Origin of the sequence: Polynucleobacter necessarius, from assembly GCF_900095175.1 — a bacterium.
GTDB classification, from domain to species: domain Bacteria; phylum Pseudomonadota; class Gammaproteobacteria; order Burkholderiales; family Burkholderiaceae; genus Polynucleobacter; species Polynucleobacter necessarius_I.
This window is the reverse complement of the sequence record NZ_LT606946.1, coordinates 1,549,340-1,576,337: the sequence shown is the minus strand read 5'-3', so window position 1 is coordinate 1,576,337 and position 26,998 is coordinate 1,549,340. Positions and strand designations below refer to the sequence as shown.

Here is a 26,998-nt window from a genome sequence, read left to right as displayed (position 1 = left end):
TTCTCAGGGAAGCTGTTTAGGAAGTTGTCGTGCGAGCAGAATGTGTATCTGTCTTGGGTCAGCGCGCTGAACCTCAAATTCAATTCCGTCGATCTCAATCAGTTCACCCATCTTCGGTACACGACCAAGATGTTGAATGACTAAGCCAGCAATAGTCTCAATGTCTTCATCGTGGAATTGTGTGCCTAGAGCCTCATTAAATTGTTCTAGCTCTGTAATGCCTTTAACTCGAATATCGCCATTATCTAAAGAGATCAAGTTATCTGCTTCTTCGTCAATATCATGCTCATCTTCAATATCGCCAACAATTTGCTCAAGCACATCTTCAATCGTGATCACTCCAGCTACGCCGCTGTATTCATCTACAACGATAGCTAAGTGGTTTCGATTGTCTTTGAAGTCACGTAGCAAAACACTCAAACGTTTAGATTCTGGAATGAAAACTGCAGGGCGGAGCCAATCGCGTACCTGAAAATCTTTTTCAGAGGAGTGACGCAATAAGTCTTTTGCTAGCAAGGTGCCAATGACATTGTCGCGGTTACCTTCAAATACAGGAAAGCGTGAGTGAGCAGCAGTAATCACGCTCTGGATAATTTCGGGTAGAGATTGATTGATATCAATCCAATCAATCTGGGCTCTAGGAATCAAAATATCGCGAGCACATAGCTGGCCCACCTGAAATACGCCCTCAATCATAGAGAGAGCATCTGCATCAATTAAGCCCTCGGACTGTGCTTCTCTGAGGGTCTCAATAAGCTCTTGGCGACGTTCTGCTGGGCTGGTTGGCTGTGGCGTTAAAAAATCCGCCAAGCGTTCTAAAAGGAATTTATTGGGGTCAGGCATATAGCAAGAATATCGTAGAAATATGTAAATTCAGTGAAGGGGGTGTTAAGAATGCTTTAAATGGGTGCGTAGGGGTTCGCGAAACCCAGTGATTTGAGAATGGCAATTTCTTTGTTTTCCATTTTACTTGCTTCAGCATTGCTCTCATGGTCAAGACTTTGGGCATGCAAGCAACCATGAATGATGAGATGGGCTAAGTGAGCCTTAGCAGTCTTAGCTTGCTCCCTTGCCTCTTTTTGAACTATGGGAAGGCAAAAAATAATATCAGCAGCCAATGTCTTTTTAGTTAGCTCATATGGAAAGGTGAGTACGTTGGTTGCGTAATCTTTGTTCCGAAAAGCAAAATTTAACTTTTTACCCTCAGCAGCATTGACAAAACGCAAGGTGATGAGGCCATTGAGGCGGGTGGCTGCTTTCACCCATTTTTTAATTGCTGCTAAAGAGGCAATTGCAAGCACTTTATCTTCAATGGCAGCACTAGCAAATTGAATATCAATGTCCAATTTAGAGGAAGGCGCTTGCTTGCTTACCATCTTAATGGGTAAGGGTTGAAGTGAGTTCACTAATAAGCTCACCTCGGAGAGTGTAATTGAGTACTTCAGTAATGCGTATGTCTACCATTTCACCTATGAGTGATTCAATATCTTCATTTGGTGCAGCAAAGTGAATCACGCGATTATTAGCAGCACGACCTTGTAGGTTTACACCATCTTTTGCCAACCCTTCAACGAGTACTCGCTCAGTATTGCCCAACATGTTTTTACTAATTTGATTTGCTTGTGACTCCACTAGGGCAAGCAGTGTTTGTAGTCGCTTAAGTTTGACCTCATAAGGAGTGTCGTCACTCAAATTGGCAGCGGGTGTCCCGGGGCGCGCATTGAAAATAAAGCAAAAGCTATTATCAAAATTGAGCTCTTCAACCATCTTCAAGAGTTTTACAAAATCCTCATCGGTCTCGCCTGGAAAGCCCACAATGAAGTCGCTAGAGAGTGTCAAGTCGGGCCTCACAGCACGCATCTTACGAATAATGCTTTTGTATTCCAGGGCGGTATAGCCACGTTTCATGGCGGATAAAACCGAGTCGGATGCGTGCTGTACTGGAAGATGTAAATGACTCACCAACTTGGGAACTTTGGCATAGACATCAATTAAGCGCTGAGTAAATTCTTTGGGATGACTGGTGGTGAAGCGAATTCTTTCGACACCTGGAATTTCTGCAACATATTCAGTCAGGAGTGCAAAGTCTGCGATTTCTTCTGTACCACCCATTTTTCCCAAATAGGCATTGACGTTTTGACCGAGCAGCACAATTTCTTTAACGCCTTGCGCAGCTAGGCCTGCCACTTCAGTTAATACATCATCAAATGGGCGTGATACTTCTTCACCGCGAGTGTAAGGAACTACGCAATAGCTGCAATACTTTGAGCAACCTTCCATGATGGAGGCGTAAGCAGAGCCACGAGTTTGGCGCGAGGCAGGTAGGCGGTCAAACTTCTCAATTTCCGGAAAAGAAATATCCACCTGAGATCTACCGGTTTCGCGACGTTGAGCAATGAGATCAGATAGGCGATGTAATGTTTGCGGACCAAAGACGACATCAACATAAGGTGCCCTGCTAATAATTTGTTGACCTTCCTGGCTGGCGACGCAACCCCCAACACCAATTAATAAATCAGGTTTGGTTTTTTTGAGTTCACGTAAGCGACCTAAGTCGGAAAATACTTTATCCTCCGCTTTTTCACGAATAGAGCAGGTGTTCAGTAGAACGACATCCGCATCTTCAGGAGTGTCAGTCATGACCATGCCCTCATCGGCATGCAAGAGGTCGGCCATCTTGCCCGAGTCGTACTCGTTCATCTGACAGCCGAAGGTTTTGATATAGAGCTTTTTCATATGCCGTTCTCAGGTTTATAACTGGGGGCCAAGCTCAAATTTTACAAAAAACAAATTACAGCAAGCGCAGAGCCAAAATAGCAACAATCGTTGGAGGCAATGCGCCTAGGAACAGATACAGTGCTGATACAGCACCGTTCGAGAAGTGGCTACGTAAGATAGCTAGGCCTGCTGGATTCGGTGCGTTGGCGATGATAGTTAAGCCACCACCAGCCACCGCGCCACCTACCAAAGCTAATTTGAATTCATCCGAGGTGCCTGTGACTAGGGATCCCAAGTACGTCAATGCCGCGTTGTCTGTAATTGCAGTAAGCGCGGTTGCTCCGTAGAAGACTGCTGTTGGACTCATCTTCTCCAGGAGTGGTTGCAACCACCAACCTTGCAGGGCACCTAAGACTACCAAGCCAGCGAGGAAGAACCCAACCAATAAGGCCTCACGCAAAATCAATGGGCTTTGATGTTTTGGATACGCAGTGGTGTAGCCAATAAAGAACAATAAGAGCCACATGAAAATAACTGGATCATGTGCAAAGTAAACAATGCCCGCTAAAAACAGCAAATGAACTGAAGTAACGGTGAGCGGAATTTTTTCTGGAATCTTTTTCTCTTCTGGTTCGACAAGTTGACTTCGGAAAAGTAGAGTTACGATGAAAGAGTTGATAAAGATTGCAACTGCAGCTTCGTAACCAAAATGGGTAAACATAAAAGCGGTTGACCAGCCCCAAGTAGATGCGACCATCAGTACTGGTGGCGCAGCAAAATTGGTGAGTGTCCCGCCAATTGAGATGTTTACGAATAATGCTCCTAGTGTGCCAAACAGCAATGGGGTAGAGCATTTATGTTTGTAAACTAGATCGCGCAATAAGAATGCCGCAAGCGTCATTGCTGCTGGTTCGGTAATAAATGAACCAAGTAACGGAGTAAGGGATAAGGTGAGGAAATACAGCATTGGCGCTTCGCGTGTTCGCAAGGCGACATGTAAAAATTTTCCTAGACTATAGAGAAGGTGGGTTGCAAAAGTGAGAATCGGTTTGCTACCCGCAGCCACCATGATGGCAAATACAAAAAGCGGCTCTGTGAAATTACGCTTACTTGCGTATTCTCTGGCGCTATCAAGACCAGTTGCAAAGCCAATGTAAATTAGCAGCACTGCTGCCCAGAAACCAAAAACAATCTCTACTTCGCCAAGTAGATGCCATAAGCCAGAATGCAGGCGAGACTTTTTGGCTAGAGTTTCAAAATAGGAGGTGCTAAAGGTGTGCAGTACCGCTATCGCGAAAATAATACTGGCACCGAGTTCTGTAGGGGTAAAGTTCATGGGAAGATATTTTCAGACTGTAGTTTTAACTAATTCTATTTTGTTTGACTGCCATTAATCACTATCTATATAGGGGTAAATATGAGTTTAATTCTGGGGTATGAGGATTTAATTGCCAACGCATTGGCTCAGATTGAAACGGTGCCCTTGGATCAGGCCAAAACCCTGCTTGATGATGAAAACACGGTTTTTATTGATATTCGAGATATTCGGGAGTTGGAGCGCGAAGGCATGATTCCTGGCGCTTTTCATGCTCCTCGGGGCATGCTGGAGTTTTGGGTGGACCCTAAAAGCCCCTATTTCAAGCCGATTTTTGGTGAGGGTAAGCGTTTAGTGCTTTATTGCGCCTCAGCCTGGAGATCTTCCTTGGCCACCGAAACCCTTCAAAAAATGGGGGTTCCCCGTGTTTGCCACTTAGAGGGCGGATTTAGCGCTTGGAAAAAGGCGGGACTTACCGTGGCAGAAAAGCACCCAAAACCCCATTCAGGCTAGCCCTCCCTCATTTTTGAGCCTTGAAATGCTGGATTTTGACCCCATCCAGGGTCAATCTAGTTGATTGGTATTCATTAAGGGGGTAGCTACATGACTGTTGCTAGTAAAGAGACTTTGGGCTTTCAGGCCGAAGTAAAGCAATTATTGCAGTTGATGATTCATTCCTTGTACTCCAACAAGGAAATTTTTCTTCGTGAGTTAATTTCTAATGCGTCTGATGCTTCAGACAAGCTCCGCTTTGAGGGGATCGAGCATCCAGATTGGTATGGTGATGACCCTGATTTAAAGATCAAGGTCAGTTTTGATAAGGCTGCTAGAACCGTCACCACTTCTGATAATGGCATTGGCATGAGTCGAGATGAGGTGATTGCCAATTTAGGAACTATCGCTCGGTCCGGAACTAAAGAGTTTTTCTCAAAACTCTCTGGTGATCAGCAAAAAGATGCAGCTTTGATTGGTCAGTTTGGCGTTGGTTTTTATTCAGCCTTTATCGTTGCTGATCGTATTACTGTGGAAACTCGTCGAGCTGGTTTGCCAGCAGCTGACGGTGTGCGTTGGGAGTCTGATGGCTCAGGTGAATTCACTGTAGAAAGCATCGATCGCCCACAGCGCGGAACTTCTATCACTATGCATTTGCGCGAAGGTGAAGATGACTTCCTTTCTACGCATAAGTTGAAGTCAATTATTCGCAAATATTCCGATCACATCTCGCTACCTATTCAGATGAATAAAGAAGAGTGGGATGCCGATAAAAAAGAGCAGGTAATTAAAGATGAGCTTGAGAGTATTAATCAGTCCAGCGCCTTATGGGCGCGCTCCAAATCAGAGATTACCGAAGAGCAATACAACGAGTTCTACAAGCATCTACCCCATGATTATGAAAACTCACTTTGCTATTCATTAAACCGAGTAGAGGGTCGCAGCGAATTTACACAACTGCTGTATGTTCCAACGCGTGCACCATTTGATTTATGGGATCGTAATAAACGTGGTGGGATCAAGTTGTACGTAAAGCGAGTATTCATCATGGATGATGCAGAGCAATTAATGCCCATGTATCTACGTTTTGTCACTGGCGTGATTGACTCAACGGATTTGCCACTGAATGTGTCTCGTGAAATTCTGCAAGAGTCACGGGATGTTAAGGTTATTCGGGAGAGCTCTACTAAGCGTGTGCTGAGCATGCTGGAAGAGCTGGCTAATAGCGATGATGAGACCAAGAAAGAAAAGTACCACACCTTCTGGGCGCAGTTTGGGCAGGTTCTGAAAGAGGGTGTTGGTGAAGATCAAGCGAACCAAGAGCGCATTTTGAAGCTCTTGCGTTTTGCAAGTACGCACTCTGACTCATCTGAGCAGACAGTTTCTTTGGCGGACTACATCTCTAGAATAAAAGAAGGCCAGGACAAAATTTATTACGTCACTGGCGATTCATTTAATGCTGCAAAAAATAGTCCGCATCTAGAAATCTTCCGCAAGAAGGGTGTTGAAGTGCTTCTGTTGTCCGATCGCGTGGATGAATGGATGCTTTCTTTCTTTACGGAGTTTGATGGCAAGCACATGACTTCAGTTGCCAAGGGTGGACTTGATCTTGGCGATCTTAGTGATGAGAAAGAAAAGAAAGAGCACGAAGAAACTGAAAAGAATTTCAAGGATCTGCTCGATCGCATGAAAGCTGCCTTGGAAGACAAGGTGAAGGATGCGCGCGTCACCTTCCGCCTGACTGACTCTCCAGCATGTTTAGTTTCTGATGAGAATGAGCTATCTGGTAATTTATTGCGGATGCTCAAGGCTGCAGGCCAACAAGCGCCAGATATGAAGCCGATTTTGGAAGTCAATCCTGAGCATCCACTGCTATTGAAACTCAAGTCAGATGACAAACAGTTTGATGAGTGGACTGAGGTACTTTTTGATCAAGCGCTCTTGGCAGAAGGTGGTCAGTTAAGTGATCCTGCTGCTTATGTAAAGCGGATTAATCAATTGCTTTTAAGTTAAGACTGCAACTGAGGCATTAAAAGAAAAACCCGACTTGCAAATAACAAGTCGGGTTTTTTGTTGACTACTTTAAATCTACAGCACTACTGATACAAGTAATGGCAGATTAGTTCGGTGCTTTAGCTGGTTGATTATTTTTGCCAGCGTTGTAACCAGAGTTGTATTCAGATGCTTGCTCTTTTTTGTGGGCATCGTATACATAGCCAGATGCTGCACCAACTGCTGCGCCACCAACTGCACCCCAGATTGGATTGCCGTGAAAAATAGCTGTACCAACTGCGCCTGCAGCTGCGCCGATACCAGCGCCAGATAAGGTGCGTTGTTCTGTCTTGCTCATGTTGGAGCAACCTACGATTGCTAGGGTTGCAGCAGTAATAGCGATAATTTTTTTCATATCAACTGTTCCTTATGTCTATAGATTAAATATGCTGAGTGGCTTGGATTATTTTCTGGCGCAAGGAAAGCGTGCTGCTAAGAAGCCCAAGAAAACGCCAGCTGCCGGTTTGCCCGCAGTCTGTTGATTAGCATCAGCAAATTTTACAAACTCACCAATAACTTCATCACGAGCCGGAGCTGGTTGCTTAACGCAAATGTAAGGCTTGGCGCGTTGTGGGTGACGTGTGGCTAAGTAAGTGTCATAAATAGCAGTGGTGTAACCAATACAAAAGCTACGGGATTCTGGGCTAGCTGGTAATTTGCAGACCTTTGCCAGCTCTTGAGTGCTCAGAACGGGAATTTTTTCCTGTGCTTGTGCCAAGCCAGAAAAAGCGGCCAAAATAGCCAAAATTGATAAAACTTTTTTCATGGGTTCTCCCTCGAGTGTATGTATTTCGATCATAAACCATATTGACGCCCATAAATTGCACTAAATGAGTGCAATACCAGAAAAATTTGCCCTATATATTCCCCATAATGATGCACAAAATATCAGGGGGGTACTTCAATGGAAGTCTTGAAATCAGGCAGTGATGTCCTATTTATATTGCTCGGCGTCATTATGGTTTTGGCCATGCATGCAGGGTTTGCTTTTTTAGAGTTGGGCACGGTTCGCAAAAAGAACCAAGTCAATGCTTTAGTCAAAATCTTGGTCGACTTTGCTGTTTCGACAATCGCTTATTTCTTTATTGGCTACAGCATTGCTTATGGCGTGAACTTTTTCTCAGGGGCGGAATTATTGGCCGAGAAAAATGGCTATGAGCTAGTCAAATTCTTTTTCTTATTGACCTTTGCTGCTGCAATTCCAGCCATTATTTCTGGCGGCATTGCGGAGCGTGCGAAATTTAATCCCCAATTAATTGCAACCTTTGTCTTGGTGGGCTTTGTCTATCCCTTCTTTGAGAGTATTGCATGGAATCAGCACTACGGTATTCAGGCCTGGATTAAGGGGCTGACTGGCGAAGAGTTCCATGACTTTGCGGGCTCGATCGTGGTCCATGCAGTAGGAGGGTGGATTGCATTGCCAGCGGTTATTTTGTTGGGTGCTCGTCGTGGCCGCTACACCAAAGAAGGCCACATTGCCGCACACCCACCATCAAGCATTCCTTTCTTGGCTTTGGGTGCTTGGATTTTGGCAGTGGGTTGGTTTGGCTTTAATGTGATGAGTGCGCAGACCATTGATAAGGTCAGCGGCTTAGTCGCCATGAACTCTTTGATGGCAATGGTTGGTGGGACTTTGGCGGCATGGGTGATTGGTCGTAATGATCCTGGCTTTACTTACAACGGCCCTTTGGCTGGTTTGGTGGCTGTCTGCGCTGGATCAGACTTAATGCATCCATTGGGTGCATTAATCGTGGGCTTAATTGCCGGCGGCCTGTTTGTCTATATGTTCACCTTAGTGCAAAACCGCTGGAAGATTGACGATGTATTGGGCATTTGGCCATTACACGGCTTATGTGGTTTGTGGGGCGGTTTAGCAGCAAGTATTTTTGGAAGCAAGGCTCTCGGCGGCATGGGTGGCGTTAGCTTCAAGGGGCAGTTCATTGGTAGCTTCATCGGAATAGGGATTGCTTTGGTGGGGGGTATCGTGGTTTACGGTCTCTTGAAAGCATTCCTGGGCATCCGTATGTCGCATGAAGAAGAGTATGACGGTGTTGATTTGAGTATTCATCGTATTTCTTCAACGCCAGACCGCGAACCTAACTGGTAGGCTTTCATAAATATAGCCATTACCTATAATGGGTCATGGCTATATTTGAACTAGGCGGAAATGCTCCCCAGTTAGCTGAGGGGGCTTGGGTTGCCGAGAGCGCTGAAGTAATCGGCATGGTAGAGCTCCAAAAAAATGCGAGCGTTTGGCCTCAGGTAGTAGTACGCGGGGACAACGACCATATTCAGATTGGTGAGGGCAGTAATGTGCAAGATGCTTCTGTCTTGCATACTGACCCAGGCTATCCCTTGGTCATTGGCAAACGCGTTACTGTTGGTCACAAAGTGATGCTGCACGGTTGTCAGATTGGTGACGGTAGTTTGATTGGTATTGGTGCGGTTATTTTGAATGGCGCCAAAATTGGTAAAAACTGTCTTGTAGGTGCAGGCGCTTTAATCACTGAGGGAAAAGAGTTTCCGGATGGCTCCATGATTTTGGGCGCGCCGGCGAAAGTTGTTAAATTGCTCAGTCCTGAACAGATTACTGGTATTAACGACATTGCTGGACGTTATGTTCAGAATGCTCTTCGTTATCAATCAACACTACGCAAGATTGCGTAATTAAGACTTATCCCGTGATCTACGTCTTTAACGTTCTCTTACCCGTATTTGCACTCATCTTATTAGGCTACTTTAAGTGGCAAAAGTGGTAAGTTAGGCGCGAATGCATCTATTGAACTCAATCGATTTGTTATCTGGCTTGCGCTACCCGCTCAACTCTTTAACTTCGCAGCCAATAGTGGTTGGGAGACACTCTGGCGCCCCGGGTTTATTGCTGCTTTTTTAATTAGCGCCTTAATTGTTTTTTCTCTCGTCCTCATCTTTTATTGGTATCAAGGGCGTGATTTAGCAGCTGCAAGCTTTGCTGGTTTGAGTGCCTCTTATTCGAATACTGGCTACATGGGTATTCCGTTATGCCTACTAGCGCTTGGTCAAGATGGTCTGGCACCCGCGATTATTGCTACTTTCCTAGTGTTTATTCTGTTTGCATTGGCGACGATTCTGATTGAGATCGACATGTTGTCGCATAAAAAGTCCCATGAAATAGTTTGGAGTGTGCTGAAATCCTTGGCCTCAAATCCGCTCTTAGTGTCACCCGTATTAGGTCTAGCATGGTCTGCTTCTGGTTGGGTGATTTACGACCCATTGGCACAAGTGATTTCATTTTTGGCTGCAGCAGCAACACCTTGCGCGTTGGTATCAATCGGATTATTTCTGATTCGTAAAGATGAAAATGCTTCGAGCAAGGTGTGGGGTATTAGCTTCGGCAAGCTGATTATTCAGCCAATCATTGCCTGGTTAATTGCTGACCCTCTTCTGGAATTACCTACGCTATGGGTTAATGCGGCGGTAATACTGGCAGCAATGCCAACTGGCACAGGACCATACATGCTGGCTCAGTACTACATGGCAGATGGCAGAGTCATTTCTCGAGTAGTGCTTGTAACTACCGTTGGATCACTACTGACGCTCTCACTATTCCTTTGGTGGAATAGAGGGGTTTAATCCCTCCGCATCAATTTGTTTTTCCCAGGCCGCATCAATGAAAGCAGGCAAGGTCATGCATTCATTAAATATCTTCATGAGTGTCGGGTAGATTTTCATGTCCAACTTGGCACTGAGCGCATTAAATATTTGTGGCACTAAACAAATATCGACAAGACCTGGCGCATCTCCATAAGCAAAGCGACCTACCCTAGCGTCTTTAGCTAATTGTTTCTCTAGGCTCCCTAAACCCAGCATCATCCAATGCTGACTCCAGACATCTTTGTTCTCTGCACTAACACCCAAGTTTTTCATTAAGTAGCGTAGCACTCGCAAATTACCAATCGGATGAACATCGACGGCTATATCCATTGCTAAAGCGCGCACCCACGCCCGATCGATTGCACTCTTGGGGAGTAGTGGCGGGTTGGGGTGCGTTTCTTCAAGATACTCAATGATGGCTAGTGATTGATGAATAGCATGATCACCTGCAATCAAAAGAGGCACTAAGCGAGTAGGATTTTTATCTGTGTATTGCGCACTAGTCTGTTCGCCACCATTCTTGAGAAGATGAATCGGAATGATTTGATGATCCACCCCTTTTAAATTGAGGGCAATGCGCACCCTAAAAGCTGCTGAGCTACGCCAAAAACTATAAAGTTGGGTTTTCATAAGAATTTCCTGTGATCGTAAGTCTCAGTATATTCAGGACTTCATTGCTCGTCACACCCGAGTGCTTTAGACTCAAGGTCATGGATCAAATTAATTTCTGGATTGGCATGATCGCCACAGTTGCCTTTGCTGTTACAGGGGTTTTAGCAATCTCTGATCGTGGTGTTGATTTATTTGGCGTCCTGGTTTTGGGCGTCATTACTGCAATTGGCGGCGGTACGATTCGCGACATGATTTTGGACGTCCCAGCTTTTTGGTCAATTTCGCAAATTTATATCTGGGTTGCTTTTGGTGCTTGTGTGTTGACGTTTGTAGCGGAATCGTTTTTTACTCAACCGCAGATCTATCGGACGATGCTTTATATAGATGGTCTAGGCGCCGCTTTGTTTGGGATTCAAGGGGCGGATAAAGTCTGGAATCTAGGGTTCGGATTACCGGTAGCACCTGTCATCTTGGGTGTGGTTACTGCTATTGGGGGTGGTCTGTTACGAGATGTCTTGGCAGGTAGAAAAACCTTGCTGATGTCCCATGAGCTATATGCGATTCCTGTGACTATTGGATGCACCCTCTATGTATTAGCGCTGAATTACTTGCCGCAATACACGCTAGAAGCTTCGGTAGTTTGCATGCTGGCTATATTCGGATTACGCGTAGCTGCCATTCATTGGGATCTACGCGTACCCAAATTATTCATTACTAAAATGCGCTAACTGCGCTATCGCTACGAGGGTCCCAGCCGCCGCGCAAGGTTCCGGAGGGCTCTCGAATAATGCAGCCCGCATGGCTTACGGTTTCATCAAAGGCATCTAGCATTTCAATTTCATGCCCAAGGGCATGGAGCTCTTTAGCGACCCAGGGGTTAAAACGTGATTCGAGTTTTAAGCTATCACTTGTTTGCCCCCAGGTTCTTCCCAATAGCCAGCGAGGACGGCTAATTGCATCTTGAGGGTCTAGTCCATAGGTGGCTGTGCGCGTAAATACTGCACATTGTGTTTGGGGTTGTCCATCGCCTCCCATCGTTCCATAAACCATAGAACGCCCATCTTTAAATAAAGCCATTGCTGGATTTAATGTATGAAATGGTTTGCGATAAGGCTCTAGGTGATTGAGTGTTTTGGGGTCTAATGAAAAACTGCAGCCGCGATTTTGCCAATTGACGCCGGATTTCGGCAGCACAATTCCTGCACCAAATTCATGATAAATACTCTGAATGAAGGAAACGCAGTTGCCCTCACCATCGACTACGCCCATCCAAATTGTGTCAGTAGGACCCTTACCTTGACCCCAAGGTAATGCTCTTTCGGGATCAATATTTTTAGCCAGTTTTTTTAAGAATGCTGGCGCCAAGAAAGACTGTGCGTGTTTAGTCATGTATGCCGGATCGGTGACATATTGATCTCTTACCTTAAAGGCTTGTTTAGTTGCCTCTACGCAATGGTGGACATACTCAGCGCTATCTACTTTGAAGCGCTTGAGATTAAGTTGATCTAATATTCCCAGGATCATCAACGATACGACACCTTGGGTTGGTGGGGTCATGTTGTAGACATTTCCCAGGCTGTGTTTTAACTCCAGTGGATCAATTAATTTTGCGTGGTGACGATGAAGGTCGCTTAGTCTCAATGGGCTGCCTAATTCCGTCAGTTCTTTGGCTAATAGCTCTGCTAAGTCTCCGCGGTAATAATCCTCAGTGCCTTTGCGGGCAATTTGGCGCAAGGTCTTAGCGAGGCGATCTTGTTTGAAGATGCTGCCGACTGCAGGTGCTTGGCCGTTTACTAAAAAGGTATTTGCAAAACCTGGAATATCAATAAGCTCCGCTCGCTTCTTGGCAGTTAAGCTTGATTGACTATAAGTGACTGGCACGCCAGCTTCCGCATAGTAGATGGCGTCAGCTAAGAGTCGTGAGAGTGGAAGCTTACCGCAAAGACCTTGTTGGGAAAGTTTCTGAGCAGCACCCCAACCAGAAATAGTGCCTGCAACAGTGTTGGCTGCAACAGCGCCTCTGAATGGAATCGCTTTAGTAATGCCGCGCTCTGCGTACCAGTTTTTAGTGGCCAATCCTGCTGCGGCTCCGCAAGCGTCAATGCCCCCCATTGCTTTTCCGGGTGAATGAACAACTCAGAATGAGTCTTCACCAATCGAATTCATGTGGGGATAAACCACTGCAATAGTTGCTGCTGCAGCAATCATTGCTTCTAATGCATTGCCACCATCACGAAGAACCTTCAAAGCTGATTCAGATGCCAGTGAGTGTGGCGCTACCGCCATTCCACGAATACCCCATTTTTGTTGCATGGTTATTAGTCCCTTTTTTAGTTTTATTAGATACAACAAATTTTAGTAATTCATTTTTTCACGCTTTTGAATTTAATCGATTTATTGCCCCAAAAAGATGCGCCTGCACCAGACAGGTGTTTTTATGCCCACAAGTAAGTATTTCTACTGACGATTGAACTCAAGTTTGAATAAATTGTTATCGAGGGGCAAGGTGATGTTTGCTTCCAACACGAGATCAATTAAAGGAGAGCTTAATGACTACAAATCGTCGGAAATTTTTGAGTACGGGTATTGGAGCTGGTGTTGCGGGGATTGCCTTGGGCGCTCCAGCAATTGTTCAGGCCCAATCATCACAAACATTTAATTGGAAGATGACCGGCGCCTATCCAAAAGGCTCACCGTTTTACATGGATGGACCTGGTAGCGCAACTGACTTGGCTAAACGCATCGGCGAGATGTCTAATGGCCGTTTAAAGATTCAAGTATTTGGAGCGGGCGAGTTGATCCCGGCATTCGAGGGTTTTGATGCGGTACGTTCTGGCACAGTTGAAATGAATCGTGCCAACAGTTATTTCTGGACTGGTAAAACATTTGCAGCTCAGTACTTTACTGCTGTGCCATTTGGCCTAAATTTCCAGGGTATGAATGGTTGGCTATATGACGGTGGCGGTATTGATCTCTGGAATGAAACCTATGCACCATTTGGAATGATTGCAATGCCTTGCGGCAATACCGGCGTGCAAATGACTGGTTGGTTTAAGAAGAAAATTAATAGCGTCGCAGATCTCAAAGGTTTAAAAATGCGTATCCCAGGACTTGCTGGTAAGGTCTATGCCAAGTTGGGTGTTGATGTGAAGGTATTGTCAGGCGGTGAGATTTCCCGGCGCTTGAGCGTGGCGTGATTGATGCAGCTGAATTCGTTGGCCCATATCAAGACCGTCGTCTTGGATTGCAAAAGGCAGCCAAGTTCTACTACACCACTGGTTGGCATGAGCCAGCAACTACCTCTGAGCTCTTAATCAATAAAGCTGCTTGGGAAAAGTTACCTAAAGATCTGCAAGCGGTAGTTCAAAACGCATCGGCTGCATGCAATGTAATCGGTGAAGCATGGTGTCAGCGTAACAATGCTGAAGCAATGAAAGATTTGGTTGAGAAGCAAGGCGTTACCGCTCTGCAATTACCAGATTCAGTGGTGGCTGCGATGCGCGCTGAAACTAAGAAGATATTGGACGAGTCTGCTGCCGCTGATCCTATGACTAAGAAAGTACATGATTCTTATTTTGCCTTTAAGCGGAACTATGACTCTTGGGCCTCTTATAGCGAGGCTACATACCATAGCAAAATTCGCGGTTGATTTTCGTTCTAATCATTTAAGTTAGGAATATCAGTGCACCCTTTTTTACTAAAAATCGCATTGCGTATCGAAGGCTTAATTGATTTCACTGGCAAGGCCACGTCTTACGTGGCCTTGGCCATTGTGGGATTAATTACAGTCAACGTTTTTTTACGATACTCCATGAGTATTGGTTCAGTGTGGGCACAAGAGCTTGAGTGGCATCTATTAGCAGCATTAATCTTATTCGGTATGAGCTATGCCTTATTGCGTGGTGATAATGTTCGGGTAGATTTGTTCTACGCCAATTACTCGCCTAAGACTAAATATCGTGTCGATATTATTTCAGCGGTACTGACTATCATCGTAGCGCTACTATTTATTTACCTATCCTCATCATATGTTGTCCAGTCTTTTTCCATCGGAGGAATGTCTCCTGATCCAGGGGGCATTCCTTATCGCTGGATTGTGAAGGGCTTGATCCCAATTGGATTTACTTTACTTGCCTTGCAGGGTGTCGGCGAGTTGTGCCGCGTGATTCTGAATGGTTATAGCACCAAAGGAGGTCAGCATGTTTGATATGCATGTGATGGCCATTCTGATGCTGATTGGTTTTTTCATTTTATTGATGATTGGTGTTCCAGTTGCTATTACTTTGGCGACAGTGGGATTCGTATTTGGATTTTTAGGATTCGGAACATCCTTGTTTAACTTATTGCCAGCGAGAGTGTTTGGCATTGTGGCGGGTTATCAATGGCTTGCAATTCCCTTGTTTATCTTTATGGGGATCATGCTGGAAAAATCCCGGCTAGCGGATGATTTGCTAGACGTGATTGGGCACATTGCTGGTGGTGTCAAGGGCGGCATGGCGGTCGGAATTATTTTGTTCGGAGCTTTGATGGGTGCTACCACCGGGATTGTTGGTGCTACCGTCATCACCTTGGGTCTGTTGACCCCGCGCCAACCTTAATACGACGTGGCTATAACAAGAGTATTGCCTGCGGTGCAATTTGCGCCTCTGGTACTTTGGGTCAAATTATTCCACCTAGTCTCATTTTAATTTTGCTCTCTGACATCATGCAGCTGTCGGTTGGTACTTTGTTTGCCGCTGCAGTGGGCCCTGGGCTCATTTTGGTGGTGGTTTATATAGCCTTCATTTTGATCTTAGGCTGGCTCAAACCTGATTTGATGCCACCTATTCCCAAGGAAGAACGCAGTCGTGTTTCGGGTAAAGAGCTATGGGTGCGTTTTTGGAAAGTCGTGGTTCCACCAATTATGTTGGTAGTTGCTGTATTAGGTTCTATCGTTGGCGGTGTTGCTGCACCAACTGAAGCTGCAGCGATGGGTGCTGTTGGCTCAATTTTGGTGACTTTTTTTCTGGTCGCTTCAAGTGGGACATTTTGAAGCAAGTCGCAATAGATACTACCAAGATTAGCGCCTTAATGATGTTTATTTTAATTTGCGCACAAGTCTTTGCTTTGTCCTTTAGGGGGCTTAATGGTGAGGAGCTCATCTCTGGGATGTTCAAGGTAATACCTGGCGGAATTAATAGCGATATTTGGTTCATGCTCTTGCTAATTTTTGTACTCGGATTTTTTATTGAGTGGATTGAAATTAGTTACATTGCCGTTCCTTTATTCCTACCTGTTCTTTTGGCGCAAGGTGCAGATCCCGTTTGGATTGCGATGACGATTACGGTTTGTTTGCAATCATCATTCTTAACCCCGCCATTTGGTTGGGCACTCTTTTATCTCAAAGGAGTTGCCCCGCCCGAAGTAAAGATTCGGGACTTGTACATTGGTGTCTTGCCGTTCTTGTTTATGCAGGGCGTAGCATTGTTCCTAGTTTTCTACTACCCACAAATTTCACTTTGGTTGCCTAAAGCAATTGGTTGGTAGAAGAGTTGGTTAGAAAAAAGAGGAGGCAACGCCTCCTCTTTTTGCATCAAATTTTTTTTACTTTGATGAGGAATTACCCTAATTCTGATATTTGAAAGTAAATTTCCAAGGGATAATCTGCCCCTGAAAAAAATTATTAGGAATGTTGGAGATGTCACAATCAACTAAGGTCACCCCCATGACTGCTGAGGAACGTAAAGTTATTTTTGCTTCGTCCTTGGGCACCGTTTTCGAATGGTATGACTTTTATTTATATGGCTCATTGGCCGCCATTATCGCCAAACGGTTTTTCTCAGGGCTAGACCAGGGTTCTGCTTTTATTTTTGCCTTGTTGGCTTTTGCTGCTGGTTTTATCGTGCGGCCTTTTGGTGCTTTGGTATTTGGACGACTAGGAGATCTGATTGGTCGTAAGTACACCTTCCTAGTCACCATTTTATTGATGGGTGTCTCAACATTTGTTGTTGGCATCTTGCCAAATTACGACTCGATTGGTGTCGCTGCCCCAGTCATCCTCATCGCATTGCGGATGCTGCAGGGCTTGGCTTTAGGTGGTGAATATGGTGGTGCTGCCACTTATGTTGCCGAGCATGCACCTCATGGTCGTCGCGGTGCATATACATCTTGGATTCAGACGACGGCTACTTTGGGTTTGTTTTTATCCCTACTAGTGATCTTGGGTGCTCGTGAGCTAACGGGTTCTGATTTTGAGGTTTGGGGATGGCGTATTCCATTTGTCGTATCCATTGCATTGCTTGGCATATCGATTTGGATTCGTTTGTCCATGAATGAATCGCCCGCTTTCAAAAAAATGAAAGAGGAGGGCAAGCTATCTAAAGCGCCGCTGACCGAGTCGTTTGCCCGCTGGAAGAATTTAAAGATTGTTCTCTTGGCCTTATTTGGCTTGGTGGCTGGTCAAGCAGTGGTGTGGTACACAGGCCAGTTTTATGCTTTGTTCTACCTTACTCAGGTACTCAAAGTAGACTCCACAACAGCTAATCTATTAATCACTGCCGCTTTAATCATTGGTACACCATTCTTTGTTATTTTTGGAACCTTGTCGGACATGATTGGGCGCAAGGTCATCATCATGGGTGGCCTATTGCTCGCTGTAGTGACCTATATCCCGGGCACACCAGTTTCTGTCTTTAATGCATTAACCCACTTCGCAAATCCTGCCTTAGAAAAAGCGATGGTTGCTGCACCAGCAACAATTACTATTGATTTGAGTGAGTGTAGTTTCCAGCTCAATCCAACTGGCACGGCTAAGTTTGTGAGTTCATGTGACATTGCTAAGCAGGTTATGGCATCTAACTCTGCCAGCTACAAAACAATTCCTGGTGCAGTGGGAAGTGCTGCCATTATCAAAATTGGTGAAACTGAAATTCAGGCGTATTCAGCAAGGGGAATGACTTTAGTAGAGAGTCAGTCGAGAGACGCAGAGCTTAAAAATGCTATCCGTAATGCTCTAAATTATGCGGGCTATCCAGCGAAAGCCAATCCTGAAGAAATCAGTTATGTGCCAGTGCTCTTGTTGTTGGCTTATTTAGTCATTTTGGTGACCATGGTGTATGGCCCTATTGCAGCAATGTTGGTTGAGATGTTCCCAACACGCATTCGCTATACATCAATGTCCTTGCCCTACCATATTGGTAACGGCTGGTTTGGGGGTTTACTACCAACAATATCATTTGCCCTGGTGGCTCAAAACGGAAACATTTACTATGGTCTTTGGTATCCGATCATTATTGCTGCGATTACATTGGTGATTGGTACTTTATTTATTCGCGAGACAAAAGATGTTGATATTTATGCGAACGATTAGTTAATTTTTTGCTCTGTCAAAAACTCGATCATTCTATGGTCGGGTTTTTTATTGCCAACATTAATCCCAAAGATCTTTTTGGTTCCCGTGCTGAAAGAGGGCTTTGTTTTGACTGGCTATTGAGGTGATTCTTTGTCCAGGTGTGAGATCAATCTTGGCGCCTGCTGCAAGTATTCCTGGTTTGTTAACCCGTAAGTACCAGCCACTTTTTCCGGGCTGCAGCATTGCCTTGGCCGCGCCTTTATATTTCATCTTTGCGTTGAACTTAAAACATGGCTCTCTCAGTTTAGCGACAGTAAATTCAAGTTCGCCAATGGACAACTTATCCCCCACAAATACTTCATCCTCAAGAAGTCCTTCGATCGTGAAGTTCTCACCCATGGAGCCAATCGGGAGATTAACTATTTGCTTGGTTTCTCTGCTGAGCAGTTCATTCCAAAATGCATAGTGCTCGATTGGATAAACATATATCGCTTTTTCAAGGCCGCCATGTACTGATAAATCAGCCTGTTCGTCACCCACAACGCCCAAGGATTTGATTTCCACTGGAACTGCTTGGCTTAGCGTGCTAACTGGCTTTTTATTAATCGCGGAAGCTACGCTTGAGTAGTTGGGATGATTTACTCCAAATAAGGAAGTTGCTTTGCCGCAGGAGATAGATAGTAGTCGCATAGAGATTCACTGATAAGATTGAACGATCACATCAAGAAAGCAAATAATGCAACTGTATAGGATCGTAGTAGGGGTGATTCTGAGTATTTGTCTGAGTCAGTCCGCCCTAGCAAAATGGGAGGAAGAGCGCGACTTCACCGTCAACGGCAAAGATGAGCTCGTGTACTACTTTAAAACCAATGAGCAGGGGCAAAAGCTAGTGCTCGATAAATATATTAAGCGCCTCATTTTCATTAGACCCGACCGCCTTTATAAGCGCACAATTCGTTTAATAAAGATCGATGATCAGCCTATTGAAGTGATGAGCGATCCTTTCTCACGTTACCCTGAGCAAACCGCAATTACCTTTGAGAATAAGGATGAGGTGCTCAAAAAACTCTTTTTGGCAAAGAAGGTTGAGGTTTTTGTTCGTTACAACCGAGATGAAGCCATCAGCACTTTTCAAATCAAGTAGCATCCTAGCTCAGACCTAACATCAGCTCACCTATTAAAACCCTGGAGCCCTTTTGGACTTTTCATACCTCATCGATCTATTTCTACATCTAGATAAAAATCTGGCATTAGTTGCTAACCAGTGGGGTGTTTGGATTTATGCCCTGCTATTCGTCATTATTTTTGTCGAAACTGGTTTAGTAGTGATGCCCTTTTTGCCCGGCGACTCTTTGCTGTTTGTTGCAGGTGCAATTGCAGCGGTAGGGGGCTTAGATTTATTTGCATTGATGGCCCTTCTCACTACAGCTGCAGTAACGGGCGATGCTCTGAATTACTCCATCGGTAGAAAAATTGGTAACCGAGTTTTTTCTTGGGAAAACTCACGTTGGTTTAATCGGAATGCATTTGATAAGGCGGATGCCTTTTATGAGAAATATGGCCCAATTACCATTGTTCTCGGGCGTTTTATGCCATTTATTCGTACTTTCGCCCCCTTTGTAGCTGGGGTGGCGCATATGCGCTATTCCGTCTTTATTTTCTATAACGTTGTTGGTGGCATTCTTTGGGTCTGCAGCCTGTCTAGCCTTGGGTTCTTAATTGGCGATCACCCCTGGGTGAAAAGCAATTTCTCACTAGTGGCGCTGGCAATGATTGTCATTCCGGGCTCGCCAGCTCTTTGGATTTTCGTCAAAGAGGTCTTTAACAAGCTCTCTCACCGTAGTAAATAAATTGATCGACTTATTCAAATAAGCTAAAATCACAGCTTCGGCGAATTAGCTCAGCTGGTTAGAGCAACGGAATCATAATCCGCAGGTCCGGGGTTCAAATCCCTGATTCGCCACCATATCTTTAGGCCATTGCCCAGCGGCAGTGGCCTTTTTCTTGGGTGTGACTGCTTGGGCGTAAGCGATGACTAAATTTTGGAACTTTGTGCTTTTCCAGTTGGGTTGGTTTGCTTGTGTCATTGGCGCTGCAAATCATCAGGTGTTTTTGGCCTGTTGTCATTACCTTACTCTATCTGGCTATCCATATTGCCCGCTCCAATCAGCCATCTTTGGAGATGAGTCTATTATTCAAGGCATCTGTATATGGAGTAAGTGCTGACTCACTTATATCTTTATCTGGATTTTTAATCTTTGAAGATGCTTGGCCAAGCAGATATTTATCACCCATTTGGATGTGGACGCTCTGGCCTTGGTTGCCAGCACAATCAATGGATCGCTGTCCTAGCTGCGTGGAAGGCCTATTCTGGCAGCAGTATTAGGTGCAATTGCAGGCCCGATGTCTTATGAAGCTGACATCAGAATGGGTGCTGGAGCATGGGGGCCACAGGGGCAAGTGGGCGGACTCATACTTTTGGCAATCGTTTGGGGTGCGGCAATGCCACTGTTCATGTATTGGGATCGCGTAAGAGTGGTCCTAGATAAAAATCAGCCTTAGAGCCAAAAAAGTTTCTTGCAAATACTACTGTTTTTATATACAGTAACTTCTAAGTTGTTAAGCAGTACAGAAACTTCGGGAAAAAGCCCAATACATAGCAAAAAGGAATTAAAAAATGGCCTTGGATAATAAGAAGAAATCAGCCTCATCAGAGTTTGACGGCATGAGTGGAGATAAGCAAAAGGCATTAACGGCTGCTTTGGCGCAAATTGAAAAGCAATTTGGCAAAGGCTCAATCATGAGATTGGGTGATGCAGAGATTCATCAAGATATTCAAGTGGTTTCTAGTGGGTCATTAGGTTTAGATATTGCTCTGGGTGTTGGTGGTTTAGCGCGCGGTCGCGTCATTGAAATATACGGTCCTGAATCATCAGGCAAAACAACACTCACATTGCATGCAATTGCAGAAATGCAAAAGATTGGCGGCACATGCGCGTTCATCGATGCTGAGCATGCTTTGGATGTTCAATATGCTTCACGCTTGGGCGTAGACGTTAATAATCTATTGATTTCTCAGCCCGATACTGGCGAGCAAGCATTGGAAATTGCGGATGCATTGGTGCGTTCAGGTTCAATCGATTTAATCGTGATCGACTCAGTAGCAGCCTTGGTACCAAGAGCTGAAATTGAAGGTGACATGGGTGATTCATTACCGGGTCTGCAGGCGCGTTTGATGAGTCAAGCATTGCGCAAATTAACTGGCGCAATTAAACGTACGAACACCACAGTCATTTTCATTAACCAAATTCGAATGAAGATTGGCGTGATGTTTGGTTCCCCTGAAACCACTACTGGCGGTAATGCGCTGAAGTTTTACGCTTCTATGCGCTTAGACATTCGCCGTATCGGCAGTATTAAGAAGGGTGATGAAGTGGTCGGTAATGAGACTCGTGTGAAGGTGGTAAAGAATAAGGTCTCACCTCCATTCCGCGAAGCCATTTTTGACATCATGTACGGCGCCGGTATCTCTAGAGAAGGTGAAATTATTGATATGGGTGTTGAAGCCGATATCGTAGAAAAATCAGGCTCTTGGTATAGCTACAACGGTGATCGGATTGGTCAAGGAAAAGATAATGTGCGCGAGTTCTTAAAAGAGAACCCAGCCATTGCACAAGATATCGAATCGAAGATTCGTGCGAAATTGGGTGTCAAGGCTGGCACAGCAGTAGTGAGCGACGTTTTGAGTGAAGAAGAGGAAGTGTAATTCTTCAATGTCAGAATTAGGTAGCACTGTTAAGAAGAGTAAAAAACAAAGCCCGAGTCTTAAAGCTCGGGCTTTGCGCCTTTTGTCTATGCGAGAGTACAGCCGCAAAGGACTGGCTGCAAAGCTCGAAGAATCTGCAGCGAGGATGTTGAAGTTCCAGTCTTCCGAGGGTGATGCTGAGGTGCTTGACCCAGTAATTCCCTTGAGCACACAAATTGAAGCTGTTCTGGATGATTTTGAGGCTCGCGGTTGGTTGTCTGACCAACGCTTTGCAGAGGCTCTGGTCCGACGCCGTAGCGAGCGCTTTGGTACTCGAAAAATACAGGATGAACTTGCTCAGGCCGGGGTAGATAGCGCAAAGACCATTGATTTGCTCAAGAATCTCAAGGAAACTGAATACCAGCGTGCCCATGAGTTGTGGTTGCGCAAGTTTGGTGCATTGGCAATTGAACAAAAAGAGCGGGCTCGCCAATATCGATTTCTGGCCTCTAAGGGCTTCAGCTCTGATGCGGTCTCCAAGGTAGTCGCAGGACGCCCTGACTAGGGCAATTACGGAGCCAAAAACCCCAAGTTGATGCATTGCAGCATGATAGACTTACAAAGTCGGGTAAAACGCTCGCCATTTTTTTGGTTGGATAGAGAAAAAAGACTAAAAAGCAGGCGGCTGATTTTATACATTCTTATCGCTTGCTAAAAAAGACACCGTTTCGGAGTAATTATGAAAATTCACGAGTACCAAGGCAAAGAACTTTTGCGCCAATTTAATGTGCCTGTCCCAAATGGCATTCCTGCATTCAGCGTTGATGAGGCTATTAAAGCTGCCGAAAAGCTCGGCGGCCCAGTATGGGTTGTAAAGGCACAGATTCATGCAGGTGGTCGCGGTAAAGGTGGTGGCGTGAAATTAGCTCGCAGCATGGACGAAGTGAAAAAGTACGCTTCTGAAATTTTGGGTATGCAGTTGAAGACTCACCAAACTGGCCCAGAAGGTCAAAAAGTAAATCGCCTCTTAATTGAAGATGGCGCTGATATTAAAAAAGAGTATTACTTCAGCATCGTTACTGACCGTGGCACACAAAAGAATGTGATCATGGCGTCCAGCGAAGGCGGCATGGACATTGAAGAGGTTGCTGAATCTCACCCAGAAAAAATTATCAAAGTATTTGTTGATCCATTGATTGGTTTGACAGATGCTGATTGCGACATCATTGCTAAGGGCATTGGCGTTCCTGACACTTCTATTCCAATGGCGCGTGATGTATTCAAGAATTTGTACAAGACCTATTGGGAAACTGATGCTTCATTGGTTGAGATCAACCCATTAATTCTGGAAGGCAACGGCAAGATCAAAGCTCTTGATGCTAAATTTAATTTTGATCCCAATGCTTTGTATCGTCATCCAGAGATCGTGGCTTACCGCGATATCGATGAAGAGGACGCAGCTGAGATTGAGGCTTCTAAATTTGACTTGGCTTACATTTCACTCGACGGCAACATCGGTTGCTTAGTGAATGGTGCTGGCTTGGCAATGGCTACGATGGACACCATTAAATTGTTTGGCGGTGAGCCAGCAAACTTCTTGGACGTTGGCGGTGGTGCTACAGCAGAGAAGGTTACTGAAGCATTCAAGACCATGCTCAAAAACAAGAGTGTTGAAGCTATTTTGGTGAATATTTTCGGTGGCATTATGCGTTGCGACGTGATCGCCGATGGCGTAGTGACAGCATGTAAAGCGGTGAACTTGACTGTACCTTTGGTTGTTCGCATGAAGGGTACCAATGAGGAGTTGGGCAAGAAGATTCTTGCAGACTCTGGTTTGCCAATCATTAGCGCCGATTCAATGGCGGAAGCTGCTACTAAGGTAGTTGCTGCTGTTGCGAAAAACAAATAATCAAGGAACTTCAATATGTCTATTTTGGTAAATAAAAATACACGAGTGATTACTCAAGGTATTACTGGTAAGACTGGCCAGTTCCACACTGAGAAGTGCCAGGAATACGCAAACGGAAAAAACTGTTTTGTAGCGGGTGTAAATCCTAAAAAAGCGGGCGAGTCTATTTTTAACATTCCAATTTACGGAACTGTAAAAGAAGCTGTCCAGCAAACTGGCGCTACTACTTCCGTAATTTATGTTCCGCCTCCTGGCGCTGCTGCTGCAATTTGGGAAGCTGTAGAAGCTGACCTCGATTTTGTTATCTGTATTACTGAAGGCATTCCGGTCAAGGATATGCTGGAAGTGCGTAACAAGATGCATGCAAAAGAAGCTGCAGGCGGCAAGAAGACTTTGTTGCTTGGACCAAATTGCCCTGGAATCATCACTCCAGACGAAATCAAAATCGGCATCATGCCTGGCCATATTCATAAGAAGGGTCGCATTGGCGTAGTTAGCCGTTCTGGTACTTTGACTTATGAGGCAGTTGGTCAATTGACAGCGATTGGTCTAGGTCAGTCCACAGCAGTTGGTGTTGGTGGCGACCCTATTAACGGTCTCAAGCACATTGATGTGATGAGAATGTTTAACGAAGATCCTGAAACCGATGCAGTCATCATGATTGGTGAAATTGGTGGTCCAGATGAGGCTGAAGCAGCTCGCTGGTGCAAAGAAAACATGAAAAAGCCGGTAGTTGGCTTTATTGCTGGTGTAACAGCGCCTCCTGGAAAACGTATGGGCCACGCTGGCGCATTGATTTCTGGTGGTGCAGATACGGCCGATGCTAAGCTTGCGGTTATGGAAGAATGTGGCTTTAAAGTAACAAGAAATCCATCAGAAATGGCGGCTTTACTCAAAGCCATGTTGTAATCAAATAAACATGCCGATTCGTCGGCATGTTTCTTGTAGCACCTTGTAGTTAAAACTAAAATATAAAAGTACGGAGACATTATGGATTTTTCAGCATTTTCAGATGCCGCTTTTTGGGCAGCATTACTCTCAATCATCGTTGCCAATATTTTGTTATCTGGTGATAACGCTGTTTTGATTGCTTTAGCATCTCGCAATTTGCCGCCTGCCCAACAAAAGAAAGCTATTTTTTGGGGTAGCTTTGCAGCCATCATTTTGCGTGTGGTGCTCACGATCACCGCAGTTGCTTTATTAACCTTACCGTACTTAAAAATCGTTGGTGGCTTGCTGTTGCTCTACATCGGTATTCAGCTTTTGTCTGATAGTGGTGGCGAAGAGCATATGGAAGCAAAGACTAGTATCTGGGCAGCTATCCGCACAATCTTAATTGCTGATTTGGTAATGAGCTTGGATAACGTTTTGGCGGTTGCAGCAGCAGCCCAAAAGGGACCTGAAGAAACTCGCCTCTTGCTCCTGATCATTGGTTTAGCAATGTCTATTCCGTTAATTATTTTTGGTAGCGCAATGTTGCTCAAAGTAATGGAGCGTTTCCCAATCATCATTACTCTTGGCGCAGGACTTTTGGGTTTCTTGGCTGGCGGCATGTTAGTTGATGACCCTGCTATCAAAGATAGCATTCAAGCTGCACTAGGTGATGCAAAGCTAGCTTTTGAAGTGGTTGGCATTGGGATAGTGATTTTAGTTGGCAGCTATTTTAAGAAAAAGAATGCAGCCAAAGAGGCTCACTAATTTTCTTTCGCGTTAATCAGAAAGAGCCGGCCTTTAAAGCCGGCTTTTCTTACATTTGGACGTCTTGAGCTTGTTGGGTATAGACTGGATGATGAGGTATTTAACCTCAGGAGCTTATAAAAATGTCTACGCAAGATCAGCAACAAGAATCCGGTTTCACCTTAATTGAGGTGATGGTGGTTGTAGCCATCATTGGCATCTTGGTTGCTGTAGCTGTTCCTAAATATCAAGATTACATAGCCCGAAGTCGAGTTGTGGAGGACTTGAATCTCGCCTCTACTGCTAAGCTTGCCGTCACGGAGGTATTTTCTAGTCAAGGTGCTGTAGCAATGGATGAGGCGACGCAGGGCGCCTTTACTTTTGCGCCAACGCGCAATGTGAAGTTCATTGAAATTGACCCTTCTGGGACCGTTGTTATTGGCTATCAAGCCAATGTGGCGCCTGCAGGTAAAAACACTTTGTACCTCATTCCAACAAATGAGCCCGATGCGATCATCCCGAGTGCAATGGATTTATCAAGGCCTGAATCATCATCATGGTCTGGAGGATGGTCTTGTAGAAGCCCGGATAGCAACTTATCCCCACAATTACTACCTTCAGAGTGCCGACTCGCTAAGTAAGCCTCTCTTTGATTCTTAGGGGCAAAGTGCTGGGGTTTAGGCAAGAGAATGACCCCCTTATTTGATCGTAATCAAATAAGGGGGTCAAATCATATAGACAGTAGCCTAATGACGCGATAAATTGAACAGTTAAAGTAAAGCGAAGAACAGAGGATGCCTTGAAGAAAACCAGCCCATCCCGCAGTTTGATTGTGAATCTGACCCAGCAGATGATGCAGGTTCTGCCGTTTTCTGAAATGAAGCCAGAGCATGTAGATTTCTTCATTGAAAATTCGCAGGAAGAGTACTTTGCGCCAGAAGAGGTATTTCTGTCTCCGCAGAGTCCACCGGTCAATAGATTGTTTTTTATTCGTAAGGGCGGCGTTGTCTCTCGTCGTGGTCTCTCCAATGAAGCGGGTGAGGCACATGAGTTTGAAGCGGGGGAACTTTTTCCAGTCAGCACTGCAATGGCAGGGCGATCTCCAGCCGCAACATATGCCGCTATTGGCGATTGTTTCTGTTTAAGTATTACAACTGATGTGATGCGGCGCTTGGCAGAAATGTCGCCACAGTTTGCTGACTTTTTAAGTCAAAGCATTATGAAATTCTTAGAGCGTTCTTGGCAGGTATTGCAGAGAACCTATACATCACAAATTTTCTCAGAGCAGTCTTTAGAAACCCCTTTGGGAGACTTGCCTCGTAAAAACCATTGTGTGTCACCCCCAATACCAGTATCAAAGAGGCGCTGACATTAATGCATGAGCGCAGGGTTGGTTCGATATTGGTGGGTGACTCAGAAGAAGGTCTGCAGGGTATCTTGACGCGTTATGACATACTAGGAAGAGTGACGATTCCTCAGATAGATGTGCACCTACCTATTAAAGAGGTGAACTAA

General features: G+C 45.0%; 31 protein-coding genes, 1 tRNA gene and 3 pseudogenes. 25 read left to right on the top strand and 10 right to left on the bottom strand.

Features of this window, described 5'->3' with window-relative positions:
- Positions 1 to 3: 3 nt before the first annotated feature.
- The 4 genes from DXE44_RS08185 to DXE44_RS08170 are packed head-to-tail and all read right to left on the bottom strand — an operon-like array spanning position 4 to position 4,054.
- The gene (locus DXE44_RS08185; protein ID WP_114653998.1) at positions 4 to 843 is read right to left on the bottom strand and encodes an HlyC/CorC family transporter; all 840 of its coding nucleotides are present in this window, start codon (positions 841 to 843) and stop codon (positions 4 to 6) included.
- Between the two features lie 56 nt (positions 844 to 899).
- A complete protein-coding gene (ybeY, locus tag DXE44_RS08180; RefSeq protein WP_231970631.1) occupies positions 900 to 1,406 on the bottom strand; it encodes an rRNA maturation RNase YbeY in 507 nt (168 codons plus the stop codon).
- The gene (miaB, locus tag DXE44_RS08175) at positions 1,378 to 2,736 is read right to left on the bottom strand and encodes a tRNA (N6-isopentenyl adenosine(37)-C2)-methylthiotransferase MiaB (protein WP_114653996.1); all 1,359 of its coding nucleotides are present in this window, start codon (positions 2,734 to 2,736) and stop codon (positions 1,378 to 1,380) included. Before miaB ends, ybeY begins: the two co-directional genes overlap by 29 nt.
- 55 nt (positions 2,737 to 2,791) lie before the next feature.
- On the bottom strand, positions 2,792 to 4,054 hold the full coding sequence (locus DXE44_RS08170; RefSeq protein WP_114653995.1) for a putative Na+/H+ antiporter: 1,263 nt from the start codon (positions 4,052 to 4,054) through the stop codon (positions 2,792 to 2,794).
- Between the two features lie 81 nt (positions 4,055 to 4,135).
- Here DXE44_RS08170 and DXE44_RS08165 point away from each other — a divergent pair, with 81 nt between their 5' ends.
- Both DXE44_RS08165 and htpG read left to right on the top strand, forming a co-directional pair.
- Entirely contained in the window at positions 4,136 to 4,546 is a 411-nt protein-coding gene (locus DXE44_RS08165; RefSeq protein ID WP_114653994.1) for a rhodanese-like domain-containing protein, read from the top strand.
- A 90-nt stretch (positions 4,547 to 4,636) separates the two neighbouring features.
- A complete protein-coding gene (gene htpG / locus DXE44_RS08160) occupies positions 4,637 to 6,538 on the top strand; it encodes a molecular chaperone HtpG (protein WP_114653993.1) in 1,902 nt (633 codons plus the stop codon).
- Between the two features lie 106 nt (positions 6,539 to 6,644).
- Here htpG and DXE44_RS08155 read toward each other — a convergent pair whose 3' ends face one another.
- Both DXE44_RS08155 and DXE44_RS08150 read right to left on the bottom strand, forming a co-directional pair.
- Positions 6,645 to 6,932 carry a glycine zipper domain-containing protein gene (locus DXE44_RS08155; protein ID WP_114653992.1) on the bottom strand — a complete coding sequence of 96 codons (288 nt, stop codon included), beginning with the start codon at positions 6,930 to 6,932 and terminating at the stop codon, positions 6,645 to 6,647.
- Positions 6,933 to 6,980: 48 nt separating this feature from the next.
- The gene (locus tag DXE44_RS08150) at positions 6,981 to 7,343 is read right to left on the bottom strand and encodes a Rap1a/Tai family immunity protein (protein ID WP_114654405.1); all 363 of its coding nucleotides are present in this window, start codon (positions 7,341 to 7,343) and stop codon (positions 6,981 to 6,983) included.
- A gap of 138 nt (positions 7,344 to 7,481) precedes the next feature.
- On the opposite strand from DXE44_RS08150, the gene DXE44_RS08145 reads away from it, so the two are divergent.
- The 3 genes from DXE44_RS08145 to DXE44_RS11235 all read left to right on the top strand — a co-directional run bounded on the left by DXE44_RS08145 (position 7,482) and on the right by DXE44_RS11235 (position 10,189).
- Positions 7,482 to 8,684 carry an ammonium transporter gene (locus tag DXE44_RS08145; protein WP_114653991.1) on the top strand — a complete coding sequence of 401 codons (1,203 nt, stop codon included), beginning with the start codon at positions 7,482 to 7,484 and terminating at the stop codon, positions 8,682 to 8,684.
- 35 nt (positions 8,685 to 8,719) lie between these two features.
- Positions 8,720 to 9,244 (top strand): gamma carbonic anhydrase family protein, encoded by a 525-nt coding sequence (locus tag DXE44_RS08140; protein ID WP_114653990.1) that lies wholly within the window; start codon positions 8,720 to 8,722, stop codon positions 9,242 to 9,244.
- 111 nt (positions 9,245 to 9,355) lie between these two features.
- Positions 9,356 to 10,189, top strand: coding sequence for an AEC family transporter (locus tag DXE44_RS11235; RefSeq protein ID WP_331851859.1), 834 nt, complete (start codon positions 9,356 to 9,358; stop codon positions 10,187 to 10,189).
- Here DXE44_RS11235 and maiA read toward each other — a convergent pair.
- Positions 10,160 to 10,840 carry a maleylacetoacetate isomerase gene (gene maiA, locus DXE44_RS08130; protein WP_114653989.1) on the bottom strand — a complete coding sequence of 227 codons (681 nt, stop codon included), beginning with the start codon at positions 10,838 to 10,840 and terminating at the stop codon, positions 10,160 to 10,162. The genes DXE44_RS11235 and maiA overlap by 30 nt on opposite strands.
- Positions 10,841 to 10,920: 80 nt before the next feature.
- Here maiA and DXE44_RS08125 point away from each other — a divergent pair, with 80 nt between their 5' ends.
- Positions 10,921 to 11,550 carry a trimeric intracellular cation channel family protein gene (locus DXE44_RS08125; RefSeq protein WP_114653988.1) on the top strand — a complete coding sequence of 210 codons (630 nt, stop codon included), beginning with the start codon at positions 10,921 to 10,923 and terminating at the stop codon, positions 11,548 to 11,550.
- Here DXE44_RS08125 and DXE44_RS08120 read toward each other — a convergent pair.
- Positions 11,537 to 13,135 (bottom strand): annotated as a pseudogene (locus tag DXE44_RS08120) (gamma-glutamyltransferase family protein). The gene DXE44_RS08125 and the pseudogene DXE44_RS08120 overlap by 14 nt on opposite strands.
- Positions 13,136 to 13,371: 236 nt before the next feature.
- Here DXE44_RS08120 and DXE44_RS11455 point away from each other — a divergent pair.
- The 5 genes and pseudogenes from DXE44_RS11455 (at position 13,372) to DXE44_RS08100 (ending at position 18,170) form a co-directional block, all read left to right on the top strand.
- Positions 13,372 to 14,471: pseudogene (locus DXE44_RS11455) on the top strand (TRAP transporter substrate-binding protein).
- A 33-nt stretch (positions 14,472 to 14,504) separates the two neighbouring features.
- A complete protein-coding gene (locus tag DXE44_RS08110) occupies positions 14,505 to 15,029 on the top strand; it encodes a TRAP transporter small permease subunit (protein ID WP_114653987.1) in 525 nt (174 codons plus the stop codon).
- Complete coding sequence (locus tag DXE44_RS11075) at positions 15,022 to 15,420, top strand: TRAP transporter large permease subunit (RefSeq protein WP_269460681.1); 399 nt, start codon at positions 15,022 to 15,024, stop codon at positions 15,418 to 15,420. The genes DXE44_RS08110 and DXE44_RS11075 overlap by 8 nt, the downstream gene beginning before the upstream one ends.
- Positions 15,420 to 16,348 (top strand): annotated as a pseudogene (locus DXE44_RS11450) (TRAP transporter large permease). Before DXE44_RS11075 ends, DXE44_RS11450 begins: the two are co-directional and overlap by 1 nt.
- 151 nt (positions 16,349 to 16,499) lie before the next feature.
- Positions 16,500 to 18,170, top strand: a complete 1,671-nt coding sequence (locus DXE44_RS08100) for an MFS transporter (protein WP_114654404.1) — start codon at positions 16,500 to 16,502, stop codon at positions 18,168 to 18,170.
- Between the two features lie 60 nt (positions 18,171 to 18,230).
- Here the strand turns inward: DXE44_RS08100 and DXE44_RS08095 are convergent, their stop codons facing one another.
- Entirely contained in the window at positions 18,231 to 18,842 is a 612-nt protein-coding gene (locus DXE44_RS08095; RefSeq protein WP_114653986.1) for an MOSC domain-containing protein, read from the bottom strand.
- Positions 18,843 to 18,888: 46 nt separating this feature from the next.
- On the opposite strand from DXE44_RS08095, the gene DXE44_RS08090 reads away from it, so the two are divergent.
- From DXE44_RS08090 to DXE44_RS08080, 3 genes are all read left to right on the top strand, one after another.
- Positions 18,889 to 19,296: a hypothetical protein gene (locus DXE44_RS08090; RefSeq protein ID WP_197712871.1), complete on the top strand. Its 408-nt coding sequence runs from the start codon at positions 18,889 to 18,891 to the stop codon at positions 19,294 to 19,296.
- A 52-nt stretch (positions 19,297 to 19,348) separates the two neighbouring features.
- Positions 19,349 to 20,002, top strand: a complete 654-nt coding sequence (locus DXE44_RS08085; RefSeq protein ID WP_114653984.1) for a VTT domain-containing protein — start codon at positions 19,349 to 19,351, stop codon at positions 20,000 to 20,002.
- A gap of 39 nt (positions 20,003 to 20,041) precedes the next feature.
- Positions 20,042 to 20,118, top strand: a tRNA-Met gene (locus DXE44_RS08080).
- Between the two features lie 5 nt (positions 20,119 to 20,123).
- Here DXE44_RS08080 and DXE44_RS10415 read toward each other — a convergent pair.
- Entirely contained in the window at positions 20,124 to 20,279 is a 156-nt protein-coding gene (locus DXE44_RS10415) for a hypothetical protein (protein WP_197712940.1), read from the bottom strand.
- On the opposite strand from DXE44_RS10415, the gene DXE44_RS11445 reads away from it, so the two are divergent.
- The 11 genes from DXE44_RS11445 to DXE44_RS08035 all read left to right on the top strand — a co-directional run bounded on the left by DXE44_RS11445 (position 20,205) and on the right by DXE44_RS08035 (position 26,998).
- Entirely contained in the window at positions 20,205 to 20,378 is a 174-nt protein-coding gene (locus tag DXE44_RS11445; RefSeq protein WP_415065545.1) for a hypothetical protein, read from the top strand. The two genes, DXE44_RS10415 and DXE44_RS11445, sit on opposite strands and share 75 nt — an antisense overlap.
- Complete coding sequence (locus DXE44_RS11440) at positions 20,335 to 20,538, top strand: hypothetical protein (protein ID WP_415065388.1); 204 nt, start codon at positions 20,335 to 20,337, stop codon at positions 20,536 to 20,538. Before DXE44_RS11445 ends, DXE44_RS11440 begins: the two co-directional genes overlap by 44 nt.
- Positions 20,505 to 20,714 (top strand): DUF2878 family protein, encoded by a 210-nt coding sequence (locus DXE44_RS11065; RefSeq protein WP_197712930.1) that lies wholly within the window; start codon positions 20,505 to 20,507, stop codon positions 20,712 to 20,714. The genes DXE44_RS11440 and DXE44_RS11065 overlap by 34 nt, the downstream gene beginning before the upstream one ends.
- Positions 20,715 to 20,835: 121 nt before the next feature.
- A complete protein-coding gene (recA, locus tag DXE44_RS08070; protein ID WP_415065543.1) occupies positions 20,836 to 21,918 on the top strand; it encodes a recombinase RecA in 1,083 nt (360 codons plus the stop codon).
- Between the two features lie 7 nt (positions 21,919 to 21,925).
- Positions 21,926 to 22,462 carry a RecX family transcriptional regulator gene (locus tag DXE44_RS08065; RefSeq protein ID WP_114653982.1) on the top strand — a complete coding sequence of 179 codons (537 nt, stop codon included), beginning with the start codon at positions 21,926 to 21,928 and terminating at the stop codon, positions 22,460 to 22,462.
- 174 nt (positions 22,463 to 22,636) lie between these two features.
- On the top strand, positions 22,637 to 23,806 hold the full coding sequence (gene sucC, locus DXE44_RS08060) for an ADP-forming succinate--CoA ligase subunit beta (protein ID WP_114653981.1): 1,170 nt from the start codon (positions 22,637 to 22,639) through the stop codon (positions 23,804 to 23,806).
- Between the two features lie 15 nt (positions 23,807 to 23,821).
- On the top strand, positions 23,822 to 24,715 hold the full coding sequence (gene sucD, locus DXE44_RS08055) for a succinate--CoA ligase subunit alpha (RefSeq protein ID WP_114653980.1): 894 nt from the start codon (positions 23,822 to 23,824) through the stop codon (positions 24,713 to 24,715).
- Positions 24,716 to 24,796: 81 nt separating this feature from the next.
- A complete protein-coding gene (locus DXE44_RS08050; protein ID WP_114653979.1) occupies positions 24,797 to 25,504 on the top strand; it encodes a TerC family protein in 708 nt (235 codons plus the stop codon).
- A 122-nt stretch (positions 25,505 to 25,626) separates the two neighbouring features.
- Positions 25,627 to 26,124: a pilin gene (locus tag DXE44_RS08045; protein ID WP_114653978.1), complete on the top strand. Its 498-nt coding sequence runs from the start codon at positions 25,627 to 25,629 to the stop codon at positions 26,122 to 26,124.
- 158 nt (positions 26,125 to 26,282) lie between these two features.
- Positions 26,283 to 26,852, top strand: a complete 570-nt coding sequence (locus tag DXE44_RS08040; RefSeq protein ID WP_114653977.1) for a Crp/Fnr family transcriptional regulator — start codon at positions 26,283 to 26,285, stop codon at positions 26,850 to 26,852.
- Positions 26,853 to 26,857: 5 nt separating this feature from the next.
- The gene (locus DXE44_RS08035) at positions 26,858 to 26,998 is read left to right on the top strand and encodes a CBS domain-containing protein (protein WP_231970627.1); all 141 of its coding nucleotides are present in this window, start codon (positions 26,858 to 26,860) and stop codon (positions 26,996 to 26,998) included.

Bases quoted from the DNA above. Each gene is read 5' to 3' on its own strand.
- DXE44_RS08045 (WP_114653978.1), top strand. From the start codon at position 25,627: ATGTCTACGCAAGATCAGCAACAAGAATCCGGTTTCACCTTAATTGAG.
- sucD (WP_114653980.1), top strand. From the start codon at position 23,822: ATGTCTATTTTGGTAAATAAAAATACACGAGTGATTACTCAAGGTATT.
- DXE44_RS08155 (WP_114653992.1), bottom strand. From the start codon at position 6,932: ATGAAAAAAATTATCGCTATTACTGCTGCAACCCTAGCAATCGTAGGT.
- DXE44_RS08140 (WP_114653990.1), top strand. From the start codon at position 8,720: ATGGCTATATTTGAACTAGGCGGAAATGCTCCCCAGTTAGCTGAGGGG.
- DXE44_RS08125 (WP_114653988.1), top strand. From the start codon at position 10,921: ATGGATCAAATTAATTTCTGGATTGGCATGATCGCCACAGTTGCCTTT.
- DXE44_RS08065 (WP_114653982.1), top strand. From the start codon at position 21,926: ATGTCAGAATTAGGTAGCACTGTTAAGAAGAGTAAAAAACAAAGCCCG.
- DXE44_RS08150 (WP_114654405.1), bottom strand. From the start codon at position 7,343: ATGAAAAAAGTTTTATCAATTTTGGCTATTTTGGCCGCTTTTTCTGGC.
- DXE44_RS11440 (WP_415065388.1), top strand. From the start codon at position 20,335: ATGAGTCTATTATTCAAGGCATCTGTATATGGAGTAAGTGCTGACTCA.
- DXE44_RS11075 (WP_269460681.1), top strand. From the start codon at position 15,022: ATGTTTGATATGCATGTGATGGCCATTCTGATGCTGATTGGTTTTTTC.
- DXE44_RS08035 (WP_231970627.1), top strand. From the start codon at position 26,858: ATGCATGAGCGCAGGGTTGGTTCGATATTGGTGGGTGACTCAGAAGAA.
- DXE44_RS10415 (WP_197712940.1), bottom strand. From the start codon at position 20,279: ATGACAACAGGCCAAAAACACCTGATGATTTGCAGCGCCAATGACACA.
- maiA (WP_114653989.1), bottom strand. From the start codon at position 10,840: ATGAAAACCCAACTTTATAGTTTTTGGCGTAGCTCAGCAGCTTTTAGG.
- miaB (WP_114653996.1), bottom strand. From the start codon at position 2,736: ATGAAAAAGCTCTATATCAAAACCTTCGGCTGTCAGATGAACGAGTAC.
- DXE44_RS08165 (WP_114653994.1), top strand. From the start codon at position 4,136: ATGAGTTTAATTCTGGGGTATGAGGATTTAATTGCCAACGCATTGGCT.
- DXE44_RS08090 (WP_197712871.1), top strand. From the start codon at position 18,889: ATGCAACTGTATAGGATCGTAGTAGGGGTGATTCTGAGTATTTGTCTG.
- DXE44_RS08170 (WP_114653995.1), bottom strand. From the start codon at position 4,054: ATGAACTTTACCCCTACAGAACTCGGTGCCAGTATTATTTTCGCGATA.
- DXE44_RS08050 (WP_114653979.1), top strand. From the start codon at position 24,797: ATGGATTTTTCAGCATTTTCAGATGCCGCTTTTTGGGCAGCATTACTC.
- DXE44_RS08100 (WP_114654404.1), top strand. From the start codon at position 16,500: ATGTCACAATCAACTAAGGTCACCCCCATGACTGCTGAGGAACGTAAA.
- htpG (WP_114653993.1), top strand. From the start codon at position 4,637: ATGACTGTTGCTAGTAAAGAGACTTTGGGCTTTCAGGCCGAAGTAAAG.
- DXE44_RS08185 (WP_114653998.1), bottom strand. From the start codon at position 843: ATGCCTGACCCCAATAAATTCCTTTTAGAACGCTTGGCGGATTTTTTA.
- DXE44_RS08145 (WP_114653991.1), top strand. From the start codon at position 7,482: ATGGAAGTCTTGAAATCAGGCAGTGATGTCCTATTTATATTGCTCGGC.
- sucC (WP_114653981.1), top strand. From the start codon at position 22,637: ATGAAAATTCACGAGTACCAAGGCAAAGAACTTTTGCGCCAATTTAAT.
- DXE44_RS08095 (WP_114653986.1), bottom strand. From the start codon at position 18,842: ATGCGACTACTATCTATCTCCTGCGGCAAAGCAACTTCCTTATTTGGA.